Source organism: Anoxybacillus sp. TBDG-1, from assembly GCF_054815885.1.
In genome coordinates, this window is record NZ_JBTZSY010000010.1 from 1 (window position 1) to 20,661 (window position 20,661).

The 20,661-nt window shown below is 41.2% G+C and carries 24 protein-coding genes and 1 riboswitch; of the genes, 10 read left to right on the top strand and 14 right to left on the bottom strand.

Annotated elements, in window-relative coordinates; genetic code table 11:
* Positions 1 to 64 precede the first annotated feature (64 nt).
* From ACYQY7_RS04585 to ytkD, 3 genes are all read left to right on the top strand, one after another.
* Complete coding sequence (locus ACYQY7_RS04585; RefSeq protein WP_461200937.1) at positions 65 to 502, top strand: Dps family protein; 438 nt, start codon at positions 65 to 67, stop codon at positions 500 to 502.
* A gap of 128 nt (positions 503 to 630) precedes the next feature.
* The gene (locus ACYQY7_RS04590; RefSeq protein ID WP_461200938.1) at positions 631 to 939 is read left to right on the top strand and encodes a hydrolase; all 309 of its coding nucleotides are present in this window, start codon (positions 631 to 633) and stop codon (positions 937 to 939) included.
* A 63-nt stretch (positions 940 to 1,002) separates the two neighbouring features.
* Positions 1,003 to 1,476, top strand: a complete 474-nt coding sequence (ytkD, locus tag ACYQY7_RS04595) for an RNA deprotection pyrophosphohydrolase (protein ID WP_461200939.1) — start codon at positions 1,003 to 1,005, stop codon at positions 1,474 to 1,476.
* 30 nt (positions 1,477 to 1,506) lie between these two features.
* Here ytkD and ACYQY7_RS04600 read toward each other — a convergent pair whose 3' ends face one another.
* The 5 genes from ACYQY7_RS04600 to ACYQY7_RS04620 form a co-directional block, all read right to left on the bottom strand.
* Complete coding sequence (locus ACYQY7_RS04600) at positions 1,507 to 2,313, bottom strand: ABC transporter permease (protein ID WP_461200940.1); 807 nt, start codon at positions 2,311 to 2,313, stop codon at positions 1,507 to 1,509.
* Positions 2,300 to 3,070, bottom strand: a complete 771-nt coding sequence (locus ACYQY7_RS04605) for an ABC transporter ATP-binding protein (RefSeq protein ID WP_461200941.1) — start codon at positions 3,068 to 3,070, stop codon at positions 2,300 to 2,302. The genes ACYQY7_RS04600 and ACYQY7_RS04605 overlap by 14 nt, the downstream gene beginning before the upstream one ends.
* Positions 3,071 to 3,075: 5 nt before the next feature.
* Positions 3,076 to 4,056 (bottom strand): ABC transporter substrate-binding protein, encoded by a 981-nt coding sequence (locus tag ACYQY7_RS04610; protein ID WP_461200942.1) that lies wholly within the window; start codon positions 4,054 to 4,056, stop codon positions 3,076 to 3,078.
* 165 nt (positions 4,057 to 4,221) lie between these two features.
* Entirely contained in the window at positions 4,222 to 4,653 is a 432-nt protein-coding gene (locus tag ACYQY7_RS04615; protein WP_461200943.1) for a type II toxin-antitoxin system HicB family antitoxin, read from the bottom strand.
* Positions 4,654 to 4,680: 27 nt separating this feature from the next.
* On the bottom strand, positions 4,681 to 4,884 hold the full coding sequence (locus ACYQY7_RS04620) for a type II toxin-antitoxin system HicA family toxin (protein WP_461200944.1): 204 nt from the start codon (positions 4,882 to 4,884) through the stop codon (positions 4,681 to 4,683).
* Positions 4,885 to 5,130: 246 nt separating this feature from the next.
* Here ACYQY7_RS04620 and ACYQY7_RS04625 point away from each other — a divergent pair, with 246 nt between their 5' ends.
* On the top strand, positions 5,131 to 5,277 hold the full coding sequence (locus ACYQY7_RS04625) for a hypothetical protein (protein ID WP_461200945.1): 147 nt from the start codon (positions 5,131 to 5,133) through the stop codon (positions 5,275 to 5,277).
* A gap of 259 nt (positions 5,278 to 5,536) precedes the next feature.
* Here ACYQY7_RS04625 and ACYQY7_RS04630 read toward each other — a convergent pair whose 3' ends face one another.
* On the bottom strand, positions 5,537 to 5,779 hold the full coding sequence (locus ACYQY7_RS04630; protein ID WP_035063434.1) for a DUF2584 domain-containing protein: 243 nt from the start codon (positions 5,777 to 5,779) through the stop codon (positions 5,537 to 5,539).
* 243 nt (positions 5,780 to 6,022) lie between these two features.
* Here ACYQY7_RS04630 and desB point away from each other — a divergent pair, with 243 nt between their 5' ends.
* Positions 6,023 to 7,108, top strand: a complete 1,086-nt coding sequence (gene desB, locus ACYQY7_RS04635) for a Delta(10) desaturase DesB (RefSeq protein WP_461201004.1) — start codon at positions 6,023 to 6,025, stop codon at positions 7,106 to 7,108.
* A gap of 22 nt (positions 7,109 to 7,130) precedes the next feature.
* Here the strand turns inward: desB and ACYQY7_RS04640 are convergent, their stop codons facing one another.
* The 5 genes from ACYQY7_RS04640 to pckA all read right to left on the bottom strand — a co-directional run bounded on the left by ACYQY7_RS04640 (position 7,131) and on the right by pckA (position 12,275).
* Positions 7,131 to 7,856: an energy-coupling factor ABC transporter ATP-binding protein gene (locus tag ACYQY7_RS04640; protein ID WP_461200946.1), complete on the bottom strand. Its 726-nt coding sequence runs from the start codon at positions 7,854 to 7,856 to the stop codon at positions 7,131 to 7,133.
* The gene (locus ACYQY7_RS04645; RefSeq protein ID WP_461200947.1) at positions 7,856 to 8,581 is read right to left on the bottom strand and encodes an energy-coupling factor transporter transmembrane component T family protein; all 726 of its coding nucleotides are present in this window, start codon (positions 8,579 to 8,581) and stop codon (positions 7,856 to 7,858) included. Before ACYQY7_RS04645 ends, ACYQY7_RS04640 begins: the two co-directional genes overlap by 1 nt.
* Entirely contained in the window at positions 8,578 to 9,540 is a 963-nt protein-coding gene (locus ACYQY7_RS04650; protein ID WP_461200948.1) for an energy-coupling factor ABC transporter permease, read from the bottom strand. The genes ACYQY7_RS04645 and ACYQY7_RS04650 overlap by 4 nt, the downstream gene beginning before the upstream one ends.
* 50 nt (positions 9,541 to 9,590) lie before the next feature.
* Complete coding sequence (locus ACYQY7_RS04655) at positions 9,591 to 10,568, bottom strand: N-acetylmuramoyl-L-alanine amidase (protein WP_461200949.1); 978 nt, start codon at positions 10,566 to 10,568, stop codon at positions 9,591 to 9,593.
* Between the two features lie 120 nt (positions 10,569 to 10,688).
* Positions 10,689 to 12,275: a phosphoenolpyruvate carboxykinase (ATP) gene (pckA, locus tag ACYQY7_RS04660; RefSeq protein ID WP_461200950.1), complete on the bottom strand. Its 1,587-nt coding sequence runs from the start codon at positions 12,273 to 12,275 to the stop codon at positions 10,689 to 10,691.
* 173 nt (positions 12,276 to 12,448) lie between these two features.
* Positions 12,449 to 12,557, top strand: a riboswitch (SAM riboswitch).
* A 120-nt stretch (positions 12,558 to 12,677) separates the two neighbouring features.
* Here pckA and metK point away from each other — a divergent pair.
* Together metK and asnB are read left to right on the top strand one after the other, a co-directional pair.
* Complete coding sequence (gene metK, locus ACYQY7_RS04665; RefSeq protein WP_461200951.1) at positions 12,678 to 13,883, top strand: methionine adenosyltransferase; 1,206 nt, start codon at positions 12,678 to 12,680, stop codon at positions 13,881 to 13,883.
* A gap of 62 nt (positions 13,884 to 13,945) precedes the next feature.
* Positions 13,946 to 15,835: an asparagine synthase (glutamine-hydrolyzing) gene (asnB, locus tag ACYQY7_RS04670; RefSeq protein ID WP_461200952.1), complete on the top strand. Its 1,890-nt coding sequence runs from the start codon at positions 13,946 to 13,948 to the stop codon at positions 15,833 to 15,835.
* Here asnB and ACYQY7_RS04675 read toward each other — a convergent pair.
* From ACYQY7_RS04675 to ACYQY7_RS04685, 3 genes are all read right to left on the bottom strand, one after another.
* On the bottom strand, positions 15,826 to 16,953 hold the full coding sequence (locus ACYQY7_RS04675; RefSeq protein WP_461200953.1) for a glycosyltransferase family 4 protein: 1,128 nt from the start codon (positions 16,951 to 16,953) through the stop codon (positions 15,826 to 15,828). The two genes, asnB and ACYQY7_RS04675, sit on opposite strands and share 10 nt — an antisense overlap.
* Positions 16,954 to 16,966: 13 nt before the next feature.
* Positions 16,967 to 17,485, bottom strand: coding sequence for a phosphatase PAP2 family protein (locus ACYQY7_RS04680; protein WP_461200954.1), 519 nt, complete (start codon positions 17,483 to 17,485; stop codon positions 16,967 to 16,969).
* A gap of 73 nt (positions 17,486 to 17,558) precedes the next feature.
* On the bottom strand, positions 17,559 to 18,089 hold the full coding sequence (locus ACYQY7_RS04685) for a gamma carbonic anhydrase (RefSeq protein ID WP_461200956.1): 531 nt from the start codon (positions 18,087 to 18,089) through the stop codon (positions 17,559 to 17,561).
* Between the two features lie 82 nt (positions 18,090 to 18,171).
* Here ACYQY7_RS04685 and ACYQY7_RS04690 point away from each other — a divergent pair, with 82 nt between their 5' ends.
* Genes ACYQY7_RS04690 through ACYQY7_RS04700 form a run of 3 tightly spaced genes read left to right on the top strand, consistent with a single transcriptional unit; the run spans position 18,172 to position 20,641 of the window.
* Entirely contained in the window at positions 18,172 to 18,990 is an 819-nt protein-coding gene (locus tag ACYQY7_RS04690; protein ID WP_461200957.1) for a lysophospholipase, read from the top strand.
* Entirely contained in the window at positions 18,965 to 20,035 is a 1,071-nt protein-coding gene (locus ACYQY7_RS04695; protein WP_461200958.1) for a tetraprenyl-beta-curcumene synthase family protein, read from the top strand. The genes ACYQY7_RS04690 and ACYQY7_RS04695 overlap by 26 nt, the downstream gene beginning before the upstream one ends.
* 42 nt (positions 20,036 to 20,077) lie before the next feature.
* Positions 20,078 to 20,641 (top strand): Uma2 family endonuclease, encoded by a 564-nt coding sequence (locus tag ACYQY7_RS04700; RefSeq protein ID WP_461200959.1) that lies wholly within the window; start codon positions 20,078 to 20,080, stop codon positions 20,639 to 20,641.
* Positions 20,642 to 20,661: the final 20 nt, after the last annotated feature.

The window sequence follows — 20,661 nt, forward strand, 5'->3', positions numbered from 1 at the left end:
ACTTTATAAATAATGAATAGATTATTTATAAAGTTTTGTAAGTTTTCTGTAACGGGAATAAAGAATGCAAGAAAAATTAATTGACATTGTCAACAAACAAATTGCGAATTGGAACGTATTATATGTAAAACTGCACAATTACCATTGGTATGTGAAAGGATCGCAGTTTTTTACGTTGCATACAAAATTTGAAGAACTATACAATGAAGCCGCGCTACATATTGATGAATTAGCAGAGCGTTTATTGGCGCTAGGTGGAAAGCCGTTAGCGACGATGAAAGAGTATTTGGCGGCAGCTTCTGTACATGAAGCGAAAGGAAATGAAACAGCTGAAGAAATGGTGGCAGAAATCGTGCGCGATTTTGAAACGATGATTGAAGAGTTGAAAGAAGGTATGAACTACGCAGGGGAAATTAATGATGAAACGACTGGGGATATGCTTTTAGGCATTCATCAAAGTTTAGAAAAACATGTGTGGATGTTAAAATCGTTTCTTGGATAAGGTGGGATTCCCCGCCTTTTTCTTGTTCCATCACTTTAAAGGCAATAGGGGATTGTCCTATGCTTTTTTGCATGAAAACAAGTGGATCGACTCACACTAACCGTAATAAATGGAAAAGAGGTGGGGCGATGAAAAAAACGTATTATGTGTCGGTGGCACGCGGTGAAATTTCGCAGGTAAAAACTGCTTCGCCGTGGGAATTTCGAGTTGAAGCGACAGATGAAGAAATTATTCAATTACGAGAGTATTTTGATGAAATGTATTCATCCGATTGGCAATCGTTTTGGCGCGCACATGTGCCATATGTGCAATATCATTATGACCGTCCGAATGATGGGTATGATCATGCGATAAAAAAAGTGTACGAGCTCATTTATGAGCTTGGAGATGAAGAAGCGAGACAACAAATTGAAACGATGGGAGTCATACAGTCATAAAAGCTGTCCACCATTTGATTGTGTGGTACAATGAAGAAAACATGCAGTTGAGGGTAGACGGCGATGATTGTATTTCAAGATGACTATGGATACGACGTTCGACTTTCTTTTTCTGACCATCCTTTTTCACGACATCCGAAACATGTCCTTGTTATTTGTCGGTACAACGGTCGTTGGTTATTGACCAATCACGCTGTACGAGGCTGGGAATTCCCGGGGGGTAAAGTAGAAGAGGGAGAGACGGCGGAACAGGCAGCGGTTCGTGAAGTAAGGGAAGAAACAGGAGGAATTGTTCAAAAGATCATGTACATCGGGCAGTATGAAGTGAAACGCCCAAATGAAACGATTGTAAAAAATATTTATTTTGCTCATGTTAAATCTTTGGAACAAAGGCGGTCGTATTTTGAAACAAATGGTCCGGTGCTCATTGAGCGTATGCCAGATGACATAGCGAAAGATGGACGGTTTAGTTTTATTATGAAAGATGGCGTATGGGCATATACGAAACAACAGTTAGAGCGGCGGGGAATGGTTTAAAGCCCCACCGCCTTTTCTTTGCATGTGGGGCTATGCACGTTTGATTAGCTTTTTTTCAAACCAACTGACAAGTTGATACATGATGCTTGAAAGTAACGCAATCATAAGCAAACTTAACAAAACGAGCGTAAAGTTAAACACTTGGAATCCGTAAATAATCATATAACCGAGCCCTTGTTTCGAAACAAGAAATTCCCCGACAATGACACCGACCCAAGATAGACCGACGTTCACTTTTAACGTTGAAATCATTGTCGGAAAGGAAGCAGGTAAAATGGCTTCAGTGAACCATTGTCGTTTCGTTGTACCGAATGTTTGAAGCACTTTCATATAGTTTGCATCTACTTCTTTAAACGATGTGTAAACAACAATCGTTGTAATAATGATCGAAATGATTGCTCCCATCGCGATGATCGATGTCATATTTGGTCCGAGTGCCACAATGAGAATCGGTCCAAGCGCCACTTTTGGCATCGCATTTAAAATCACTAAATATGGATCAACAATTTTGGATACGCGTGGAAACCACCAAAGTAGCGCAGCGAAACAAATGCCCGCGATCGTACCAACAATAAAACCGAGTACGGTTTCTGTTAATGTGATAGTTGTATGTGAAAGCAGTGTGTGATCGCGTATTTTGTCGATAAACAAACGTCCAATGGAAGACGGTGAGCTAAATAAAAGAGGATCAATCCAATGAAAACGGCTTGCGATTTCCCATAGGCTAAAGAAGGCAATGACAATGATCGCTTGAAAAAAGAGGACAATTCGTTTTTCGCGTTTTTCATATGCTATATGTTGATCGTATATATGTTGCAACCATTCATGTTTGTTCAATGCTCTCTAACTCCTTCCAAATCATTTGAAAAATCGGTGAAAAATCTGGGTGTTGGCGAGCTTGAAACGGTGTACACGCTTTTAATGAATCGGGAACGGAAACAATTCGCTTAATTTTTCCTGGTTTTGCGGTAAATAAAACGATGCGATCGCTCATTGCAATTGCTTCACCGATGTCGTGCGTGACGAGAAGCGCTGTTTTCCGATATTGCTTTAACGTCTCCCATACGAGATCCTCTAGTTTAAGTTTTGTTTGGTAATCAAGTGCTGAAAACGGTTCATCCAACAATAAAATTTTCGGGTCGGTTGCCAAGGTGCGAACGAGTGCAGCGCGCTGACGCATCCCTCCTGACAATTCATAAGGATAGCGGTCATCGACGTCGCGTAGACCAATTTGATGTAAAAGGGCGAGCGTTTGTTTTCTCGTTTTCTCGCTATATTTGCCTGTCAGTTTTAATCCGATTGTGACGTTTTGTTCAATTGTTTTCCACGGAAACAAATAATCGTGTTGTAGCATATACCCAATCGTTTGACGCATCGTTTTTGCTTCTTTTCCTTCGATAAGCACACGTCCTTTCGTCGGCTCGATTAGTCCAGCGATAATGGAAAGAAGCGTCGTTTTTCCACAACCGCTTGGGCCGAGAAAGGAGAGAAATTCTCCCCTCTCGACAGTTAGCGACAGATGATCAAGCGCCAAGACAGCTGATTGGTTTGTCACGTAGGCATGCATCACTTGATCAATCGTTAAAATGGGCATGGTGTTCACCTCTTTTGTGCGTTTTCGGCAAACGATGTATTCACTAAAATCGAGTGATCAATGTACGATGGCAACTCATTTGCTTCTTTCATGATGTTTTGGAGATGGTTCCATTCTTCTTCATCTAAAATGGGGTCTGTTGCATAGGAGCCTTGTTTTTTATAGCGATCGACGACTTTTTCGATAAGAGCGATATCTGTATTTTCAAAGTACGGTTGAATGACTGTTGCGATTTCTTTGGCCTCGTGTGTTTGTACCCATTGTTGTGCTTTATAAAGAGCGCGTGTAAATTTTTCAATGATATCTTTATTTTTCTCAATAAAACTTTGTTTTGCCATAAACGTTGTGTATGGGAGATGGCCGGATTCTGTTCCAAAGGAAGCGACAATATATCCTTTTCCTTCTTGTTCAAAAATGCTAGCCGTCGGTTCAAATAGTTGGACGAAATCCCCTGTTCCGCTCGCAAATGCATTGGCGATATTAGCAAATTCAATGTTTTGAATGAGGTTTAAGTCTTTATGTGGATCAATTCCATGTTGTTTTAAAACGTACTCTCCGACCATTTGCGGCATGCCGCCTTTTCTTTGACCTAAAAATGTACTTCCTTTCAGTTGATCCCACGTGAAGTTAGCGATCGGTTCGCGCGAAACTAAAAATGTTCCGTCCGTTTGTGTCAATTGCGCAAAGTTGATGACAGGATCAATGGCTCCTTGACTATACACATAAATAGACGTTTCCGAGCCGACGAGTGCAATATCTGCTCCGTTCGATAAAAGCGTCGTCATTGTTTTATCGCCACCCCACGTCGTATTTAGTTCAATATGAAGCCCTTCTTCAGCAAAAAAGCCTTTTTCAATTGCGACGTATTGCGGCGCGTAAAAAATAGAACGAGTCACTTCCGCAACGCGCAACGTTTTTACATCATGGGATGAGCATGCTGCGAGTAAAAATATAAAAGCAACGAGCAAAAATCCCCATTTTCGCATTGTTTTCCCCTCTTTCGTTTCGTTTGCTTTATCGTATGCGCCTAATAAAAATGTGTGAATGACCTAAAAAGAAAACCGCCGAGCACATCGCTCGACGGTTCATATCAACAAAGTCGACAAGCGGAAAGCCTCTTCTGCATGGCGTAGCTGAAGAGGCTTTTGCTTTCATCGTTTGAAATCAAAATCGTTTCGAACGTTGATTCCTAGACGCTCCTTAATCGCAAATTGTAACAACTGTGAAAAATTGATTCCTTCGGCTTCTGCGGCATCGTTTAACCATTTTGGAATCGTTAATGTTTTCTTAACGGCTTTATTTGCCATCTCTTCGCGTATATAGTCGGTTCTTGCCTCGATGACAGAAACGAATGCCCCTTTTGGCAATTCAATATCTTTCGGATTGGATGGAGACGGGATGGGTTCATTGTCTTCTTCCATTCCATATAGATAACCTTCCAAAGCGTCCTTTGCCATGCGAAAAGCTTCTTCAAGCGTTTCACCTTCTGTGATGCATCCCGGAAGGTCAGGAAAAGTAACGGTATACCCTTCACTTCCGTCAGTACCAGGGTCGAAAATCGCTGGAAAATAATATTTAGCCAATACAAAAAACCTCCTTTCACAGGAGGGCTATTTCAGCCCTGCCTGCTTTAGTATTGAGTGTAATGTCCCGGGTTTTAAATCTTTGCGCCGATGGGGAACGGTTACCGTTCCTTTTTTCGTTGGATGTTTGAAATGGTGATGGCTACCGACTATTCTATGTAAGTACCATCCATCTTTTTTCAGTAATTTAATCAGTTCTTTCGATGAAATGTTTATTCCCCCTTCCCACATTTTTATTGTAACACGTATATATAATACGTGTTAAGTGATTTTTGCTTTATTTTTTGCTGTGTAAATGCCACTAATATATAGAAGTGTTCCTTTTTGAGTATCTAGTCAAACACGTCAGTCGATGATTTCTCAAAAGCTTAGGTCTTGAAAAAGACGTTATTGACAAAATTATGGGTTGAAATGGAAATTGGGTGGAGACACAAAAAGCGAAAGTGGGTGACTTCGAAGTAAGATACGATGAGTGTCATGGAAGCTAGGAAGGCACTTGCACGTCAGATTGATGAAGTCATTGTTCCCGAGGTGGATATTTATCGTTTTGCGGTCATTTGCACAAACGTAGGCACAACAGCGACAGCACCAATTACAAAGAATAACTCCTATGAAGCACCCTAGGATTACAGATTTGAAAGTTCCGTTAGTTGGGCGTTGATCATTCTTTTCATCAAAGTGTCTGATATCGCACAAGATGCCTTGATGAAAGGGCGAGTGGTTCAAATGGATAAGATTCCGTTGATTATTGTTCCATCTTCGTATTTACCAGCAAACGCCGAATTTTTCATCACACAAGAAAAAAGTTCACGAGAGAAGTGAACTTTTTCTTGACAACATACTTTTTCAACATCTTGAACCGCCGAGCACATCGCTCGACGGTTTAATTAATCGAATGTAAAGCAATTAATTCGTATGTAACGATCGTTGTTCCGTTCTCAAGGACAAGTTTTTTAACGACAGCTTGCCCTGTTGCTTCTCCGTGTTTTGTTCGTCTTACTTCTAACGGCACGTCAAGTGGATATAAGCGATAGCCTTCTTTTTGCAACAAAAATAAGTTGTGTTCAATTCGTTTTTCTTTTCCGTTTGTGACGATCATCGTTTGTATTTCTAACGGCATGCCCATCTGTTTCACCCCAAACTTTCTCGGTATGTTCACTTTCATTGAAACACATTTATCGTTGTTATACAACTGTATTCAAGGGATTTATACTAAATAATATAAACAAATAATATGATCAGGTAATAAATGTTGTTGACAGGACAAGAATATAAGTGATACGATAACAGTAAGCTTTAGAGGGAGATGTTTGAATATTCATTTCTTTTTAAGGCGAAGTGTTTACGTATGAGGGGAGTTTTTTAATTGATGAAACAATTTCATTCATTCGGGTGGTACGCGGCCCGTATTGCCCCGTATTTGCCTGAGGAAGCGTTCCGTCCTGTTCCATCTCGTCTGTTCGGCGGTCTTGCTTACATGCTCGTTTTAGTTAGTAGCATTGTAGCGATTTCTTTATTTGATCTCCATTGGTTATGGAACGGATTGCTTTCAGTTGTTATTGGATTTTGTTTTGCTGGTTTAGGGTTTTTAGGGCATGAAATTTTGCATGGGACGGTAGTCAAGCGGGCATGGCTTCGTGATTTGTTAGGTGGCATTGCGTTTTTACCGCTTTGTACAGGTCCGAAGCTATGGCGAAAGTGGCATAACGCGACACATCATGTGCATACGCAACATGAGGAGCTCGATCCTGACGCGTGGCCAACGATAAAACGTTTAGCTCAAAGTCGTTTCCTCCGTTGGATTTATCGCATTCCGTTTCCGATTCGTGCGGCTTTTTCGTTTTTGTCTTTAGCAGGGATGTTTACAGTTCATTCGCTTCATATGCTTCTTCATTTTTGGAAGGAGTTTGAACGGGGCAGTCGTCGCGCTGTATTTTGGCAGTTTGTATTGCCTTGGTCGGTATGGATTGGGTTATTGTTGATGATCGGAGTGGAAAAATGGCTCTTTGCGTTCGTTCTTCCATTACTCATTGGAAATGCGATTGTCATGGGATACATTTCAACGAATCATCGCTTAAATCCACTCGTTCCAGTTAACGATCCACTAGCTAATAGCTTAACGGTCATTGTTCCGAAGTGGGTCGATGTATTGCACTTTAACTTTTCACACCATACAGAACATCATTTATTCCCAGCAATGAGCTCAAAATATTACCCGCTAGTTAAACAATATATTAAGCAACTATGGCCGGATCGTTATCATGAAATGCCGATGACAAAAGCATTAATTGCCCTATGGAAAACGCCACGGCTTTATCATGAGCAAACAGAACTCATCGAACCGCGCGAAGGATATGTGTATGGAACGCTCGGAAATGGATTAAATATAGATGATCTTTCGTACAAAACGAAAGAAAATGTTGTAGTCAAACAAAAAATGGTGAAGCAAAAATAAAGCGTGGTCAATGAGCCACGCTTTATTTTTTCCCTTGCAACATAAGGGGAAGTTCTAAATGGTGTTCATGTAAAAACGATTCGTTCGTTAATACGTTTTCTGTCGGACCGTCGTATACGATCGTTCCGTTTGCAAGTACAATCGTTCGCTCACAACATTCAAGTACGAAGTCGAGGTCATGTGTCGTTACAATTTTTGTGTGTGGCAACTGTTGAACGAGGTGAATGAGCGTTCGCCGTGCTTTCGGATCTAACGCCGCGGTCGGCTCATCCATCAGCAAAATTTTCGGTTCCATTGCGAGCACAGTTGCTATAGTGACGAGTCGTTTTTCCCCTTCAGACAAACGATAAGGTGGACGATCTTTTACATGCATAGCGCTAACGATCGTCAAAGCGTTTGTTACCCGTTGTTTTACTTCATTTTCATTTATGCCGTCATTGCGAAGCGCAAATGCGACATCATCGTAAACGGTTGGCATAAATAATTGATCATCTGCTTGTTGAAATGTAAAGCCAACGATGCGACGAATGTGTCGTAATGTTTGTTTCGACATGTGCATATTATCGATGGCGATATGTCCGCTTTGTGGCATATATAAACCGACGAGCAGTTTTAATAACGTTGATTTTCCTGCACCGTTTGCTCCAATGATGCCGATGCATTCTCCTTGTTGAACAGAAAAAGAAATATTGCGAATGGCTTCATGACCATCTGGGTATATGTAACAAATATTCGATACGTTTATCATCATATGACCACCAAACGATAAACGATGAACAATATAACTGTGACGTACGTGTAAATTCTCTCTTTTGTTGTCCATCGTTTTATTTTTATATGCATACGTTGGATAGAAAACCCGCGCAATGTCATCGCTTCATACACGCGCTCAGCACGTTCAAATGTTCGCAACAACAAATGTCCAACGAGCGATCCCCAAACAGATAATTTGATCGCGCGATGGCTTGGAGCTCGCAACATGTATGCATGACGAAGTCGGTTTGCCTCTTCTAGGAATAAAAAAATATATCGATATGTTAAAAGTAATTGAATAACGAGCAGTCGTGGAATGCGCAATGAAAGGAGTGTTCCTGCGAGCTGCTCGATCGGTATTGTCAAAAACAATACCGTTGCTGCGAGAATAGCAAGTGTATTTTTAACAAACAAAGTGGCGAATGCGAGCCAACCAGCTTCGATGTGCCAATGAAAAAAAGATATGCGTTCATTGATAAAAAACAACTGCGAAACGCCTATGGCTATGATAAATGGCAACGAGGTGAGCAGTACATTTTTTATATGACGGATGGAAAGACGATAAAAAACGATCATTGTGATCGGATAAAGCGATAATGGAATGAGCTCAACGAACGCATACGAGTGAAACGAGGCGACGACTAAGATGTACGTAAACGTTATAATGAGCATACTTAGCGGATGAACATCATGTCGTCTTGACGTATGTGCATCAATCACGTTTCTTTTCTCCATTTTTTAATGATGTATGGTACGAGCATTGCTATTGTAACGATAAATACACCGACGATGCCAGAAACGCTTGTCCCGATGTCTAACCACCCGATCGAAGCGCCTCCATTTTTCAAATTGTAATCAGGCAACAAAGCAAGCGATTGTTGGAGACGTTCTAGTGCGGTGTGGAGTGCTGTTGTTGCATGTAGTTCCTCCGTACCTGCAGTGCGAAAAATAGACCATTCTAATCCATCTGGTTTGGACGAAGCGATGGATGAAAAAATGCCACCGATGAGAAGCGCAAGCAAACCGAGTGTCCCGATGAGACGATTTGTCGGTGTATTTGTTGTTGAAAGTTCTGGCTTTGCTTTCATCACAAATGAGATGACAGCCGCTGTAGCCATTCCTTCTACAATACCAATCGCCAAATGAATCGGTTGCATGAACAAAGCGAACGTAGTAAATGGTAATTCGACTTTTCCGGATAACAACGTTTGAACGACAACGCTAAACGCACCGAGTTGTAATCCAATGATAGCAGCGATGATAGAGGTGAACCATATGTTCGTTCGACGAATGAGCCGCTTATACAACGGATACGCGATAAAACATGTGTAAAAACCGAGATTAAACACATTGCAGCCGAATGCTAACAGTCCACCATCTGCAAAAAAGAGCGCTTGAATAAATAAAACAACGGATAACGTTAAAAATGCTGCATACGGACCGAGCAAAGCGGCAAGCAACAGCCCGCCTCCTAAATGTCCGCTGGATCCTGTACCTGGAATAGAAAAGTTAATCATTTGTGCGGCAAATACAAATGCTCCAAGCACCCCCATCAGCGGCAGTTTTTTTTCATCTGCTTCCATATTTATTTTTTTTAATGAGTAGCTTGCTACACCCGCCGTAGCCCCCCACATCGCCATTCCTACCGCAGGTGAAATGAGCGCATCTGCCATATGCATAGCCAAATCCCCCCTCATGTTTTATTATAGGGGAGATGTATGATTGAAAGCTATTTTATTTTTTCTTTTAGCTTACTTATTATATAATTTTTCGTCTTTTCGTCATAAACACCTTTTTTATTTCCACCAGAAAACATTCGGTTGACCCGTTTCACAGCATCTAACGTTTTTTGACCAAATATCCCATCTTCTGCCCCGCATTTAAAATCGATCGTATTTAGCGCTTGTTGTAAGATGCGCACGTCTTCACCACGATCACCGTATCGTAATACTTTATTCGGAAGTTTGCTTATTAGTTGTTCGATTGGATTTTGTTGTTTTAGTGATTGATTGACCGATTGGGATGGGGGCTTGACTTCTGCTTTGTTTACGTGCTTTTCGATAATTATTTGTTGGTTAGGCTGTAATGTTCGTGGATCGATGTCTGGATTTAGACGAAGTAACGTTTTTACACTTACTCCTGTTTTTTGGCTAATTGCCCATAACGTATCTCCTTGTTGAATGGTATATTGTTTTACCTCTTCTTTGATCTGAACAGTGACGTTTTCTTTTTCATTTAACACTTCTAAGTAGTTAAAGCACGGGCATTGTTTCCATTCATATCCTTTCAGCTCGTTATGTCCTTTGACGTCTTTATAGTTCGGCAAGATGTTGACAAGTGTTTTATATAATGCTTTCAATGATTGTTTTTGCTCATTCGTCGGTTGTTGTGTGCGAAAATCCCCTGTTAAACAAATGCCAATGCAGTATAAGTTATGATTGCCGACATGGTAGCTAATTGTTTCTAAGTCGTTGCAAAAATGAATCGTTCCGTCTTGTTCAATGACGAAATGGTATCCGATTCCTGGCCACCCTTTGCTAACATGATAATTAGCAAATGCAAATGCCGAGCCTGTTTTCGTTAAACTATGATGAATAATAATATGTGTTTTTTGCTGCAGTGTTGTTTTTTTGTACGACTGTCCAGAACGAGTAGGGAGAAGATGACGTATATCTTTTAATTGTGGGAGAGCAAATAGTTCCCTCATTTTGTAGCCTCCTTTTGTTCATTTCTATATACTACTATATGTTTCATAGTAAAAATGGTTTGTACGAAGTCATTAAAAATGAAAAAAGCTGCCGAATAAGCAGGCAGCTTCTTTTCTCGTTTATCCAATTGGTCCACCGAACTGTTCAATGCGTGGATCAACGTTTTTAAATTTTTTAAAGTTTTCGCGGAACTTCGCCGCAAGTTCTTTTGCTTTTTGTTCGTAAGCTTCTTGATCCGCCCATGTGCTTTTTGGTTGTAGCACTTCATCAGGGACACCTGGGACGTGAAGCGGAATGTGTAATCCAAAAATAGGATCTTGAACGGTTTCTACGTTATTTAACTCTCCTTCTAATGCTGCTTTCACCATCGCGCGCGTATACGACAGCTTCATTCGTTCACCAACGCCGTATCCACCACCAGTCCAACCGGTGTTCACTAAAAAGACTTGAACGTCGTGAGCATCGATTTTTTGTCCGAGCATGTCTGCATATCGTGTTGCTGGAAGTGGTAAAAACGGTGAGCCGAAGCATGTAGAGAACGTTGCTTCCGGTGCTGTAATTCCACGCTCCGTACCCGCTAACTTGCTTGTATACCCGCTTAAGAAATGATACATTGCTTGCTCTTTTGTTAGTTTGCTAATTGGTGGCAATACACCGAACGCATCTGCTGTTAAAAAGACGATCGTATGCGGGTGACCAGCAACGCTTGGCTGAACGATATTATCCATCGCTTCAAGCGGGTATGCTGCGCGCGTATTTTCAGTTAACGTCGCATCGTCATAGTTTGGTATGCGTGTGTCTGGATCAATCATGACGTTTTCTAATACAGAGCCGAAGCGAATCGCGTCAAAAATTTGTGGCTCTTTTTCACGTGATAAGTTAATGCACTTGGCATAACATCCGCCTTCAATATTAAAGACACCGTTGTTTGACCAACCGTGCTCATCATCGCCAATTAAGCGACGGTTTGGGTCGGCAGAGAGCGTCGTCTTTCCTGTGCCTGATAAGCCGAAAAAGAGCGCGACATCTCCTTCTTGACCAACGTTTGCTGAGCAGTGCATCGGGAAGATTCCTTGCTCTGGCAATAAGAAGTTCATGACGGAGAAAATCGATTTTTTCATTTCGCCTGCATATTCTGTTCCACCAATGAGCACAGTGCGACGTTCAAACGAGATGATAATAAACGTTTCTGAACGCGTGCCGTCAACCGCTGGATCCGCTTTAAATGTTGGAGCAGAAATGACTGTAAATTGTGGCTTATGCGCTTGTAATTCTTCCGTTGTTGGACGAATGAACAATTGATGAGCAAATAAATTATGCCAAGCAAATTCGTTGACAACTTGAATCGGCAAGCGATAAGCTGGATCGGCACCCGCAAAACCATTAAATACAAACACTTCTTCTTTTGTCATTAAATAATCAACGACTTTATTGTAAAGACGATCAAATACTTCTTCAGAAATTGGTTGATTGACAGTTCCCCAATCAATTTTATGTTTCACGGATGGCTCTTCGACAATATATTTATCCTTCGGGGAGCGACCTGTATATTTTCCTGTTGTTGCACAAATCGCTCCTGATAAAGTAAGAATGCCTTCTTTCCGAGTTAATACTTTCTCTACTAGTCGTGGTACAGATAAGTTATGAAAAACCCCATCCCTTTGTAAGAGTGTCGATAATTTGCTTGTCAGTTCAATGGAATTCATTGGACAAAACCTACCTTTGTTTGATTTATCTTTATGTAAAAAGTATAACACATTTTAATAAATAGTCCATACTAATTAACGTATTTTATTGAATTTATTTTTAAGACTGTTACAGTGGAAAAAACATTGACTCGCTTAATATGGATGTGATATGATGCTGAGATGAACGGATACTCTTATCCCGAGTTGGTGGAGGGAGACAGGCCCGATGAAGCCCAGCAACCGTCACATACGTGAAAAGGTGCTAACCTGTGGCAAGGGGACGCCCTTGAACGATAAGAGTGAAAGGCGCAGACAAATGCAAAAACCTTTCCTCTAAGGGAAAGGTTTTTTTCACGATAGACCATAATAAGAGGGATGAGTACCGTATCATTTTTCATTATACTGAGGAGGAATGTTTGAATGCCTAAACGTCGTCTGTTTACATCTGAATCTGTAACGGAAGGGCATCCGGATAAAATTTGTGACCAAATTTCCGATGCGATTTTAGATGCGATTTTAGCGAATGATCCAAATGCGCGTGTTGCGTGTGAAACGAGCGTAACAACAGGGCTTGTTTTAGTGAGTGGAGAAATTACAACATCTACATATGTAGATATTCCGAAAATTGTTCGTGAGACCATTCGTGAAATTGGCTATACGCGTGCAAAATACGGCTTTGATGCAGATACGTGCGCAGTATTGACATCAATTGATGAACAGTCGCCAGATATCGCCATGGGTGTTGACAAAGCGTTAGAAGCTCGCGAAGGGCAAATGACAGATGAAGAAATCGAGGCGATCGGTGCAGGTGACCAAGGATTAATGTTTGGCTTCGCGTGCAACGAAACGAAAGAGCTTATGCCGCTACCAATTTCTCTTGCACATAAACTTGCACGTCGTTTAGCGGAAGTGCGTAAAGAAGACATTTTACCGTACTTACGTCCAGACGGAAAAACGCAAGTGACAGTTGAGTACGATGAAAACGGCAAACCTGTACGTATCGACACGATCGTTGTTTCAACACAACATCATCCAGAAATTACACAGGATCAAATTGTACGCAACATTAAGGAGCATGTCATTCAACCTGTTGTTCCAGCAGAATTGATCGATGAAAATACAAAATATTTCATCAACCCAACAGGGCGTTTCGTCATCGGTGGTCCACAAGGTGACGCAGGGTTAACAGGACGGAAAATTATCGTTGACACGTATGGTGGTTATGCACGTCACGGCGGCGGGGCGTTCTCAGGAAAAGACCCAACGAAAGTAGACCGTTCGGCAGCATATGCGGCGCGTTACGTAGCGAAAAACATTGTCGCAGCAGGTCTTGCAGATAAATGTGAAGTGCAGTTAGCGTATGCGATCGGTGTGGCGCAACCTGTATCCATTTCAATTGATACGTTCGGCACAGGGAAAGTATCTGAAGATATTTTAATTGAAGTGGTGCGCAACAACTTTGACCTTCGCCCAGCAGGAATCATTAAAATGCTTGATCTTCGCCGTCCAATTTACAAACAAACAGCTGCTTACGGTCACTTTGGTCGTACAGATATTGATCTTCCTTGGGAGCGTACTGATAAGGCAGAAGTGTTAAAACAACAAGCGTTACAGCTAGCGAAGTAAAGAAAGGGGAGAGAGTTACGCCATGTAGCTCTCTCTATTTGTTAGTGAAACGGGGTGAAAACATGTGTGGCTTTGTTGGGGTAATACATGATCAACCAAATCAAATATGTGATGAATGGAAACAGACGTTTCGTCAAATGAATGACGCGATTATTCATCGTGGACCAGATGACGAAGGATATTTTTTCGATGAGCATGTGCATTTTGCTTTTCGCCGTTTGAGCATTATTGATTTAGAGGCAGGTCATCAGCCCCTTTCCTATGAAAATGATCGATATTGGATTATTTTTAATGGAGAAATTTACAACTATATTGAATTGCGCGAGCAGCTTGAGCAAAAAGGATACCAATTTGCGACACATTCAGACACAGAAGTTATTTTAGCTTTATATGCTGAAACAAAAGAGCTTTGTGTTCAACAATTGCGCGGCATGTTTGCTTTCGTCATTTGGGATAAAGAAGAAAAAATAGTATTTGCTGCACGCGATCCGTTTGGTATTAAGCCGTTTTTTTATGCGATTGAAGATGGTCGTTTTCTCGTTGCTTCGGAAAAGAAAAGCCTCTTATTAGCAATCGATGGAGACATTAACAAAGAAGCGCTCCATCATTATTTGACGTTTCAATATGTACCAGAGCCGTTCACGATGACAACAAATATTTGTAAATTACAGCCGGGGCATTATATCGTGAAAAAAATTGGTGAACAACCGACGTTTGTTCGTTATTTTACCCCAACATTTACGCCGATCAATCAATCAGAAGAAAAGTGGATTAGTGATATTCGAGATGTGCTATTTAAATCGGTTGAAGTGCATATGCGTAGCGATGTGCCTGTTGGTTCTTTTTTATCCGGTGGAATTGATTCATCCCTTGTTGTTGCGATAGCTAAACAATTCCATCCCAAGCTCGAGACGTTTTCGGTTGGATTTGCTCGAGAAGGGTTTAGTGAAATAGATGTGGCGAAAGAAACTGCTGATCAATTACACGTTCGACATTACAGCTATATTATTTCTCCAGAAGAATACGTACAAGAACTTCCGCGTATCATGTGGCATATGGACGATCCGCTTGCTGATCCTGCCGCTGTTCCGCTTTATTTTGTCGCCCGTGAAGCGAGAAAGCGTGTGACGGTCGTTTTATCGGGTGAAGGGGCAGATGAATTATTTGGGGGTTACAATATTTACCGTGAACCACATTCGTTACGACTATTTAACCATCTCCCTCAGCCAATGAAGCACGTATTGCGCATGCTTGCTCGTCTTCTCCCTGAAGGAGTGAAAGGAAAAAGTTTTATCGAACGCGGTACGACACCGTTGCGTGATCGATATATTGGTAATGCGAAAATGTTTGAGGAAAAAGAAAAAGCTCTCATATTAAAAGAATATAAGAGCGATTGGAAATATACGAACGTAACGGAACATTTATATGATGAAACAGCGCTATATGATCCTGTTGAACAAATGCAATATGTCGATTTGCATACGTGGTTATGTGGAGATATTTTGTTAAAGGCTGACAAAATGACGATGGCCCATTCGCTTGAGTTGCGCGTCCCGTTTTTAGATAAAGAAGTGTTCGTTGTGGCGAAGCATATACCTGCTCACTTGAAAACGGCTAACAGTACAACAAAGTATATATTGCGGAAAGTGGCAGAAGGCATCGTTCCAGATCACGTGTTGCATCGTAAAAAACTTGGTTTTCCTGTTCCGATTCGTCATTGGTTAAAAGATGAGTTGTACGATTGGGCAAAAAAGACGATTCAACAAAGTGAAACGAATCATTTATTTCATAAGCATGTTCTTTTGCAGTTGCTTAATGATCATGCGACGGGAAAAGCCGATTATAGTCGAAAATTATGGACGGTACTAATGTTTATCGTTTGGCATGCCGTGTACGTAGAAGAAAAGTACGATTTTGCAAAGCTATCTCCACGCCTTCGCTCTTACGCGTAACGAGACTCGCGTTTATGCATCACTTGTTCATAGTGGGAAAGAAGTTCGGTGAATATGCTGTTCCAGTCTTTCGTTTTTGCGTATTCCCGGGCGGCTTTCCCCATTTGTTTTCGTTTTTCTTCACTTTTTAACATATATTCAATTGCTGCTCGCCAAGCGTTTAAATCATTCGGAGGGCATAACAAACCTGTTTGTTGCTCTTTCACAATCGTTGTTACGCCACCACGATTTGCGCAAACAGCAGGAGTTCCTGATGCGAATGATTCTAATACGACATTGCCAAACGTTTCTGTTGGCGATGGAAATGCAAATACGTCCGCTACTGCATATGCTTCAGCGAGTGCTTCGCCCCTTAAAAACCCTGTAAACGTTACATTACTTGGAGCTAATTGTTGTAATTGCGCTTTTAACGGACCGTCTCCAACGATCATCCAACGAATAGAAGACGGCATTTGTTTGGCGAGTTCGATGAGTAAAGCGACATTTTTTTCACGCGCTAACCGACCGACATATAAAACGATATACGGTTCAGTAATGCCATATGCTTGTCGGAATGATCGATTGTCTTCTCTCGGATAAAATGTTGTACAATCAACGCCGCGCGACCAAATGTGTAAGTTTGTAAAGCCGCGCTGTTGCAAGTGGTTGAGCGTTTCTTCAGAAGGGACGAAAATTTTTTCGGCAGAACGATGAAACCAATGCATATAACGCCCAAGCCACGGTGATAAAAAATCGAGGTTGTAGTAGTGTAAGTATTGATCAAAATGGGTATGATAAGAAGCGACGAAGGGGATATTCATTTTTTTAGCATAATGCAAGCCACATAAGCCGATATTAAATGGAGTAGCAATATGGATAAGCGTCGGTTGAAATTGCTCTAGTTGTTCTCGTATAGTCATCATGTTTGGGATGGCTAAGCGACATTCAGGATAAAGAAAAAAACGAAAGCTTTTGAAGTGATAAATAAGATTGGTTGAAAAATCTTCTGTCCGTGTTTTCGGGGCGAAAACGCGGTACTCAACTTGGTGACTCTCTAAAAAATCGACCCATCTTTTTAATGTTCGGGCGACGCCATTCACTTCAGGAGCAAACGTGTCGGTGAATAAAGCAACTTTCATGCCCATTCCTCCCTTATAAAATAACAGAAAATGAAGCAATACCAAATAACGTACCGAGCATACAACCAGCAAGCACATCAGACGGATAATGAAGCCCTAAATAAATGCGCGAAACAGCGACGCTACATGCGATCGGCAACAGCCAAATCATTAATGCTGGAGCGTACAATAAAAATGGAATAACGACAGAGAACGTTGCTGTTGTATGTCCTGATGGAAATGAATGGTCAGTTAATGGGTTTTTTGTTACTTTCGTATTATGAAGTGAAATATACGGTCGTTTGCGTGGGTACATTTTTTTCATCATTGCCACAGGAATATGGCTAAGTGCTAAGGCGATCGCACTTGCGATAGCAGTATCGCGCCATTCATCACGCAATAACCAAATGGCTAGCATAACGGCTGTAATGGAAAATGTAGCCCCTCCAACGTGTGTAATCGAACGAAAATATGCGTTAAGCCACTTACGATCAAAATAACGATTAATGCTGTAAAACAACTTGCATTCCCAATCGTACCATTTTCGTAACATAAGCAAATCCCCCTGACTTTATGATAGAATACATATGTTAAGTAAATAATAAAACAATGTAAAAATACCACGCTTATTTGTCGCGTGGTTTGTTTACTTGAAGTGATTTATAATATTGTCCTTTTTCGACATACTCACGGCGAATGCGTGCCATTTCACGCTCATCTTCTTCAGTTAATTCACGAATCACTTTCGCAGGACGACCGAATGCAAGTGTGCGAGGAGGGATTTTTTTCCCTTGTGGCACAAGACTCCCAGCACCGATAAATGCACCTTCACCAATTTCAGCGCCGTCCAAAACGATGGAACCCATGCCGATGAGCGCTCCTTTTCTAATGATGGCACTATGCAAAATGACTTGATGACCAATGGTGGCATCATCTTCAATGATAAGTGGATTTTTTGGACTTTGATGAAGGACAGAGTTGTCTTGAATATTTACACGGTTGCCGATGATCGTTGGTGCAACATCTCCACGAATGACCGTGTTAAACCAAACGCTCGTTTCCTCTCCAATCGTTACATCGCCTGTAATTGTGACATAATCTGCAATGAAGGCGGAAGGTGCGATGTTTGGTGTATGTTCTTTATAAGGATAAATCATTTGACTCGTCCCTTTCGTTTCGATTTGTTATATTTAGTGTACAAATTTTTCGGCTATTCGTAAATATAAAGGGGGGCAGTATATGTGGAAATGGGAAGGAGAAAACGCAAAAGGAACGATCGTGATCGTTCACGGTGCAGCTGAACATCACGGTCGGTATAAATGGCTGATTGAAATGTTTCGCATGCGCGGTTTTCATGTTGTTGCAGGAGATTTGCCGGGGCAAGGAACGACATCGCGCAGTCGAAGAGGACATATTGATTCATTTGACGAATATATTGAAGCAGTTGCAAGCTGGGTTCATGAAGCAAGCGTGTATGAACAGCCTATTTTTTTACTCGGTCACAGCATGGGTGGGCTTGTCGTCATTCGCACATTGCAAGAAAAGCGACTGCCTGTCCGCGGTGTCATTTTATCTTCTCCATGTTTAGGGCTCGTTCATTATCCGTCCAAAGCGCTTGAAATTGCCTCGGGCATTTTAAATATTATTCATCCGAAAAAGCGTTTTCCATCAGGGTTAACGGTAGAGATGGCGACCCGAAATGAAGAAGTGCGCGAGATGGATAAAAACGACTCATTATATGTGACGAAAGTGTCTGTTCGTTGGTATCGTGAGCTAGTGAAAGCCATTCGTATTGCCCACGAGAAAATCGCGGATTTACCAGACGTTCCGATGCTTGTCATGCAAGCGGGAGACGATAAAATTGTCGATAAACATGCGGTGAAATCATGGTTTGATCAGTTGAAGGTAAGTGAAAAAGTATATAAAGAATGGCCAAAGCTATACCACGAAATTTTTAACGAACTTGAACGTGAACAAGTATTTTTATATGCCCATACGTTTTTAACTTTGCAACTGCAAAGGGGTGAACTCATTGAACGTTCCAACAAATCCGTTTAGTCTCATGCGATCTGTATATCGTCGCGTTTTTCCGATCGTTCATCGCGAATTAGCTATTTGGAAAAAAAGAGCAGAAGCTATTCCGGACGAGGAACTACGCAAACAAGCGTTAGCGAGCATTGCGACAAAAACGTTTCATTGCGAGGGAGGCGCGATTTTATCGTTGCTTGCGGGGAAAGAGATGGAGCGATGCATTCGTTTTATCGTTGCTTATCAAACGATTAGCGATTACCTCGATAATTTATGCGATCGCAGCACGTCGCTTGATCCGAACGACTTTCGCGCGTTGCACGATTCGATGATGCATGCGTTAACTATCGGGGCAAAAAAAGAGGCATATTATCGCTATCGTGCGGAACAAGATGACGGTGGCTATTTGCATGCTCTTGTCGATACGTGCCAACAAATGTTGCAAGAAGTGAAACATTATGACGTCATCGCTCCATTTCTACACGAACTTGCATCATATTATTGTGACTTACAAGTACATAAACATGTAAAAGAAGAGGAGCGCATTCTGCGTTTGAAGCAATGGTTTGCCCAACATAAAGCATTGTTGCCGAAAATGGAGTGGTACGAATTTTCCGCTTGTTCTGGTTCAACGCTCGGTATTTTTTGTTTAGTTGCTTACGCTTATACCGACTCGTTTGATATTCGCCTTGCTGAACGGGTACGAAATAGCTATTTTCCATATGTACAAGGATTGCATATTTTGCTTGATTATTTCATTGATCAAGAAGAAGATCGGCAAGGTGGAGATTTAAACTTTTGTTTTTATTATCCGAATGAGGAAACGTTATTCGCTCGTTTATGCCATTTCGTTGAAGAAGCAGAACGCCATATTGCACAGTTGTCGCATCGTGAATTTCATCGCTTTATTCATCGTGGTTTGCTCGGATTATATTTATCAGATGAAAAAGTGCATGGGCAAGAAACCATTCGTAAGCTAGCGAAACGATTGTTGCGCGCTGGTGGCATGACATCTCACTTCTTTTATTGGAACGGTCGAATGTATCGAAAATGGCAAAGATGGATGTATGTATGAGAAAATCGCTGTATAATGAAAGAAAAGAAAAGAGGGATGATCATGTCGTTGCCTCGCTTTTCGCATGTGACGTATGAACAATATTTAATGATGCGCCAAAATAGTGATGAAAGGTTAGAATACATTAATGGTGTTGTTTATATGACGCCTTCGCCTAGCATCCAGCATCAACTCGTATCAAGTAATCTTCATACAATATTCGGGAATTATTTGAAAGGAAAGACATGTAAAGTATTTGCTGCTCCAACAGATATTGAATTAGTAAGTGAGAAATGTTCTGAGCGAAAACTTGTCATTCCTGATTTAAGCATTATTTGTGATCCATCAGGATTTACAGACACAAAATATGTTGGCGTTCCAACGTTAATTGTTGAAATATTGAGCCCTTCCAATCAAGCGCATGATTTAGTAACGAAATTTAATTTATATATGGAATACGGTGTCAAAGAATATTGGATCGTTAATCCGATGAAACAAGCAGTTACCGTTTATGCATTGAATGAAGACGGGTTGTACGAGCAGGCAGATATTAAGGTGAGCATAGGGATTGTTCAATCTGTTTACTTTTCGAATTTGTTTGTTAATTTAGAAGAAATATTTCACTAACAAAACAAAAGTAGCGATAG

Excerpts from the sequence above, each read along its gene's own strand:
- desB (WP_461201004.1), top strand. The coding sequence starts at position 6,023 with ATGAAACAATTTCATTCATTCGGGTGGTACGCGGCCCGTATTGCCCCG.
- metK (WP_461200951.1), top strand. The coding sequence starts at position 12,678 with ATGCCTAAACGTCGTCTGTTTACATCTGAATCTGTAACGGAAGGGCAT.
- ACYQY7_RS04650 (WP_461200948.1), bottom strand. The coding sequence starts at position 9,540 with ATGCATATGGCAGATGCGCTCATTTCACCTGCGGTAGGAATGGCGATG.
- ACYQY7_RS04630 (WP_035063434.1), bottom strand. The coding sequence starts at position 5,779 with ATGGGCATGCCGTTAGAAATACAAACGATGATCGTCACAAACGGAAAA.
- ACYQY7_RS04690 (WP_461200957.1), top strand. The coding sequence starts at position 18,172 with ATGTGGAAATGGGAAGGAGAAAACGCAAAAGGAACGATCGTGATCGTT.
- ACYQY7_RS04700 (WP_461200959.1), top strand. The coding sequence starts at position 20,078 with ATGTCGTTGCCTCGCTTTTCGCATGTGACGTATGAACAATATTTAATG.
- pckA (WP_461200950.1), bottom strand. The coding sequence starts at position 12,275 with ATGAATTCCATTGAACTGACAAGCAAATTATCGACACTCTTACAAAGG.
- ACYQY7_RS04655 (WP_461200949.1), bottom strand. The coding sequence starts at position 10,568 with ATGAGGGAACTATTTGCTCTCCCACAATTAAAAGATATACGTCATCTT.
- ACYQY7_RS04625 (WP_461200945.1), top strand. The coding sequence starts at position 5,131 with ATGGAAGCTAGGAAGGCACTTGCACGTCAGATTGATGAAGTCATTGTT.
- ACYQY7_RS04640 (WP_461200946.1), bottom strand. The coding sequence starts at position 7,856 with ATGATAAACGTATCGAATATTTGTTACATATACCCAGATGGTCATGAA.
- ACYQY7_RS04605 (WP_461200941.1), bottom strand. The coding sequence starts at position 3,070 with ATGCCCATTTTAACGATTGATCAAGTGATGCATGCCTACGTGACAAAC.
- ACYQY7_RS04620 (WP_461200944.1), bottom strand. The coding sequence starts at position 4,884 with ATGTGGGAAGGGGGAATAAACATTTCATCGAAAGAACTGATTAAATTA.
- ACYQY7_RS04610 (WP_461200942.1), bottom strand. The coding sequence starts at position 4,056 with ATGCGAAAATGGGGATTTTTGCTCGTTGCTTTTATATTTTTACTCGCA.
- ACYQY7_RS04675 (WP_461200953.1), bottom strand. The coding sequence starts at position 16,953 with ATGAAAGTTGCTTTATTCACCGACACGTTTGCTCCTGAAGTGAATGGC.
- ACYQY7_RS04685 (WP_461200956.1), bottom strand. The coding sequence starts at position 18,089 with ATGATTTATCCTTATAAAGAACATACACCAAACATCGCACCTTCCGCC.
- ytkD (WP_461200939.1), top strand. The coding sequence starts at position 1,003 with ATGATTGTATTTCAAGATGACTATGGATACGACGTTCGACTTTCTTTT.
- asnB (WP_461200952.1), top strand. The coding sequence starts at position 13,946 with ATGTGTGGCTTTGTTGGGGTAATACATGATCAACCAAATCAAATATGT.
- ACYQY7_RS04680 (WP_461200954.1), bottom strand. The coding sequence starts at position 17,485 with ATGTTACGAAAATGGTACGATTGGGAATGCAAGTTGTTTTACAGCATT.
- ACYQY7_RS04590 (WP_461200938.1), top strand. The coding sequence starts at position 631 with ATGAAAAAAACGTATTATGTGTCGGTGGCACGCGGTGAAATTTCGCAG.
- ACYQY7_RS04585 (WP_461200937.1), top strand. The coding sequence starts at position 65 with ATGCAAGAAAAATTAATTGACATTGTCAACAAACAAATTGCGAATTGG.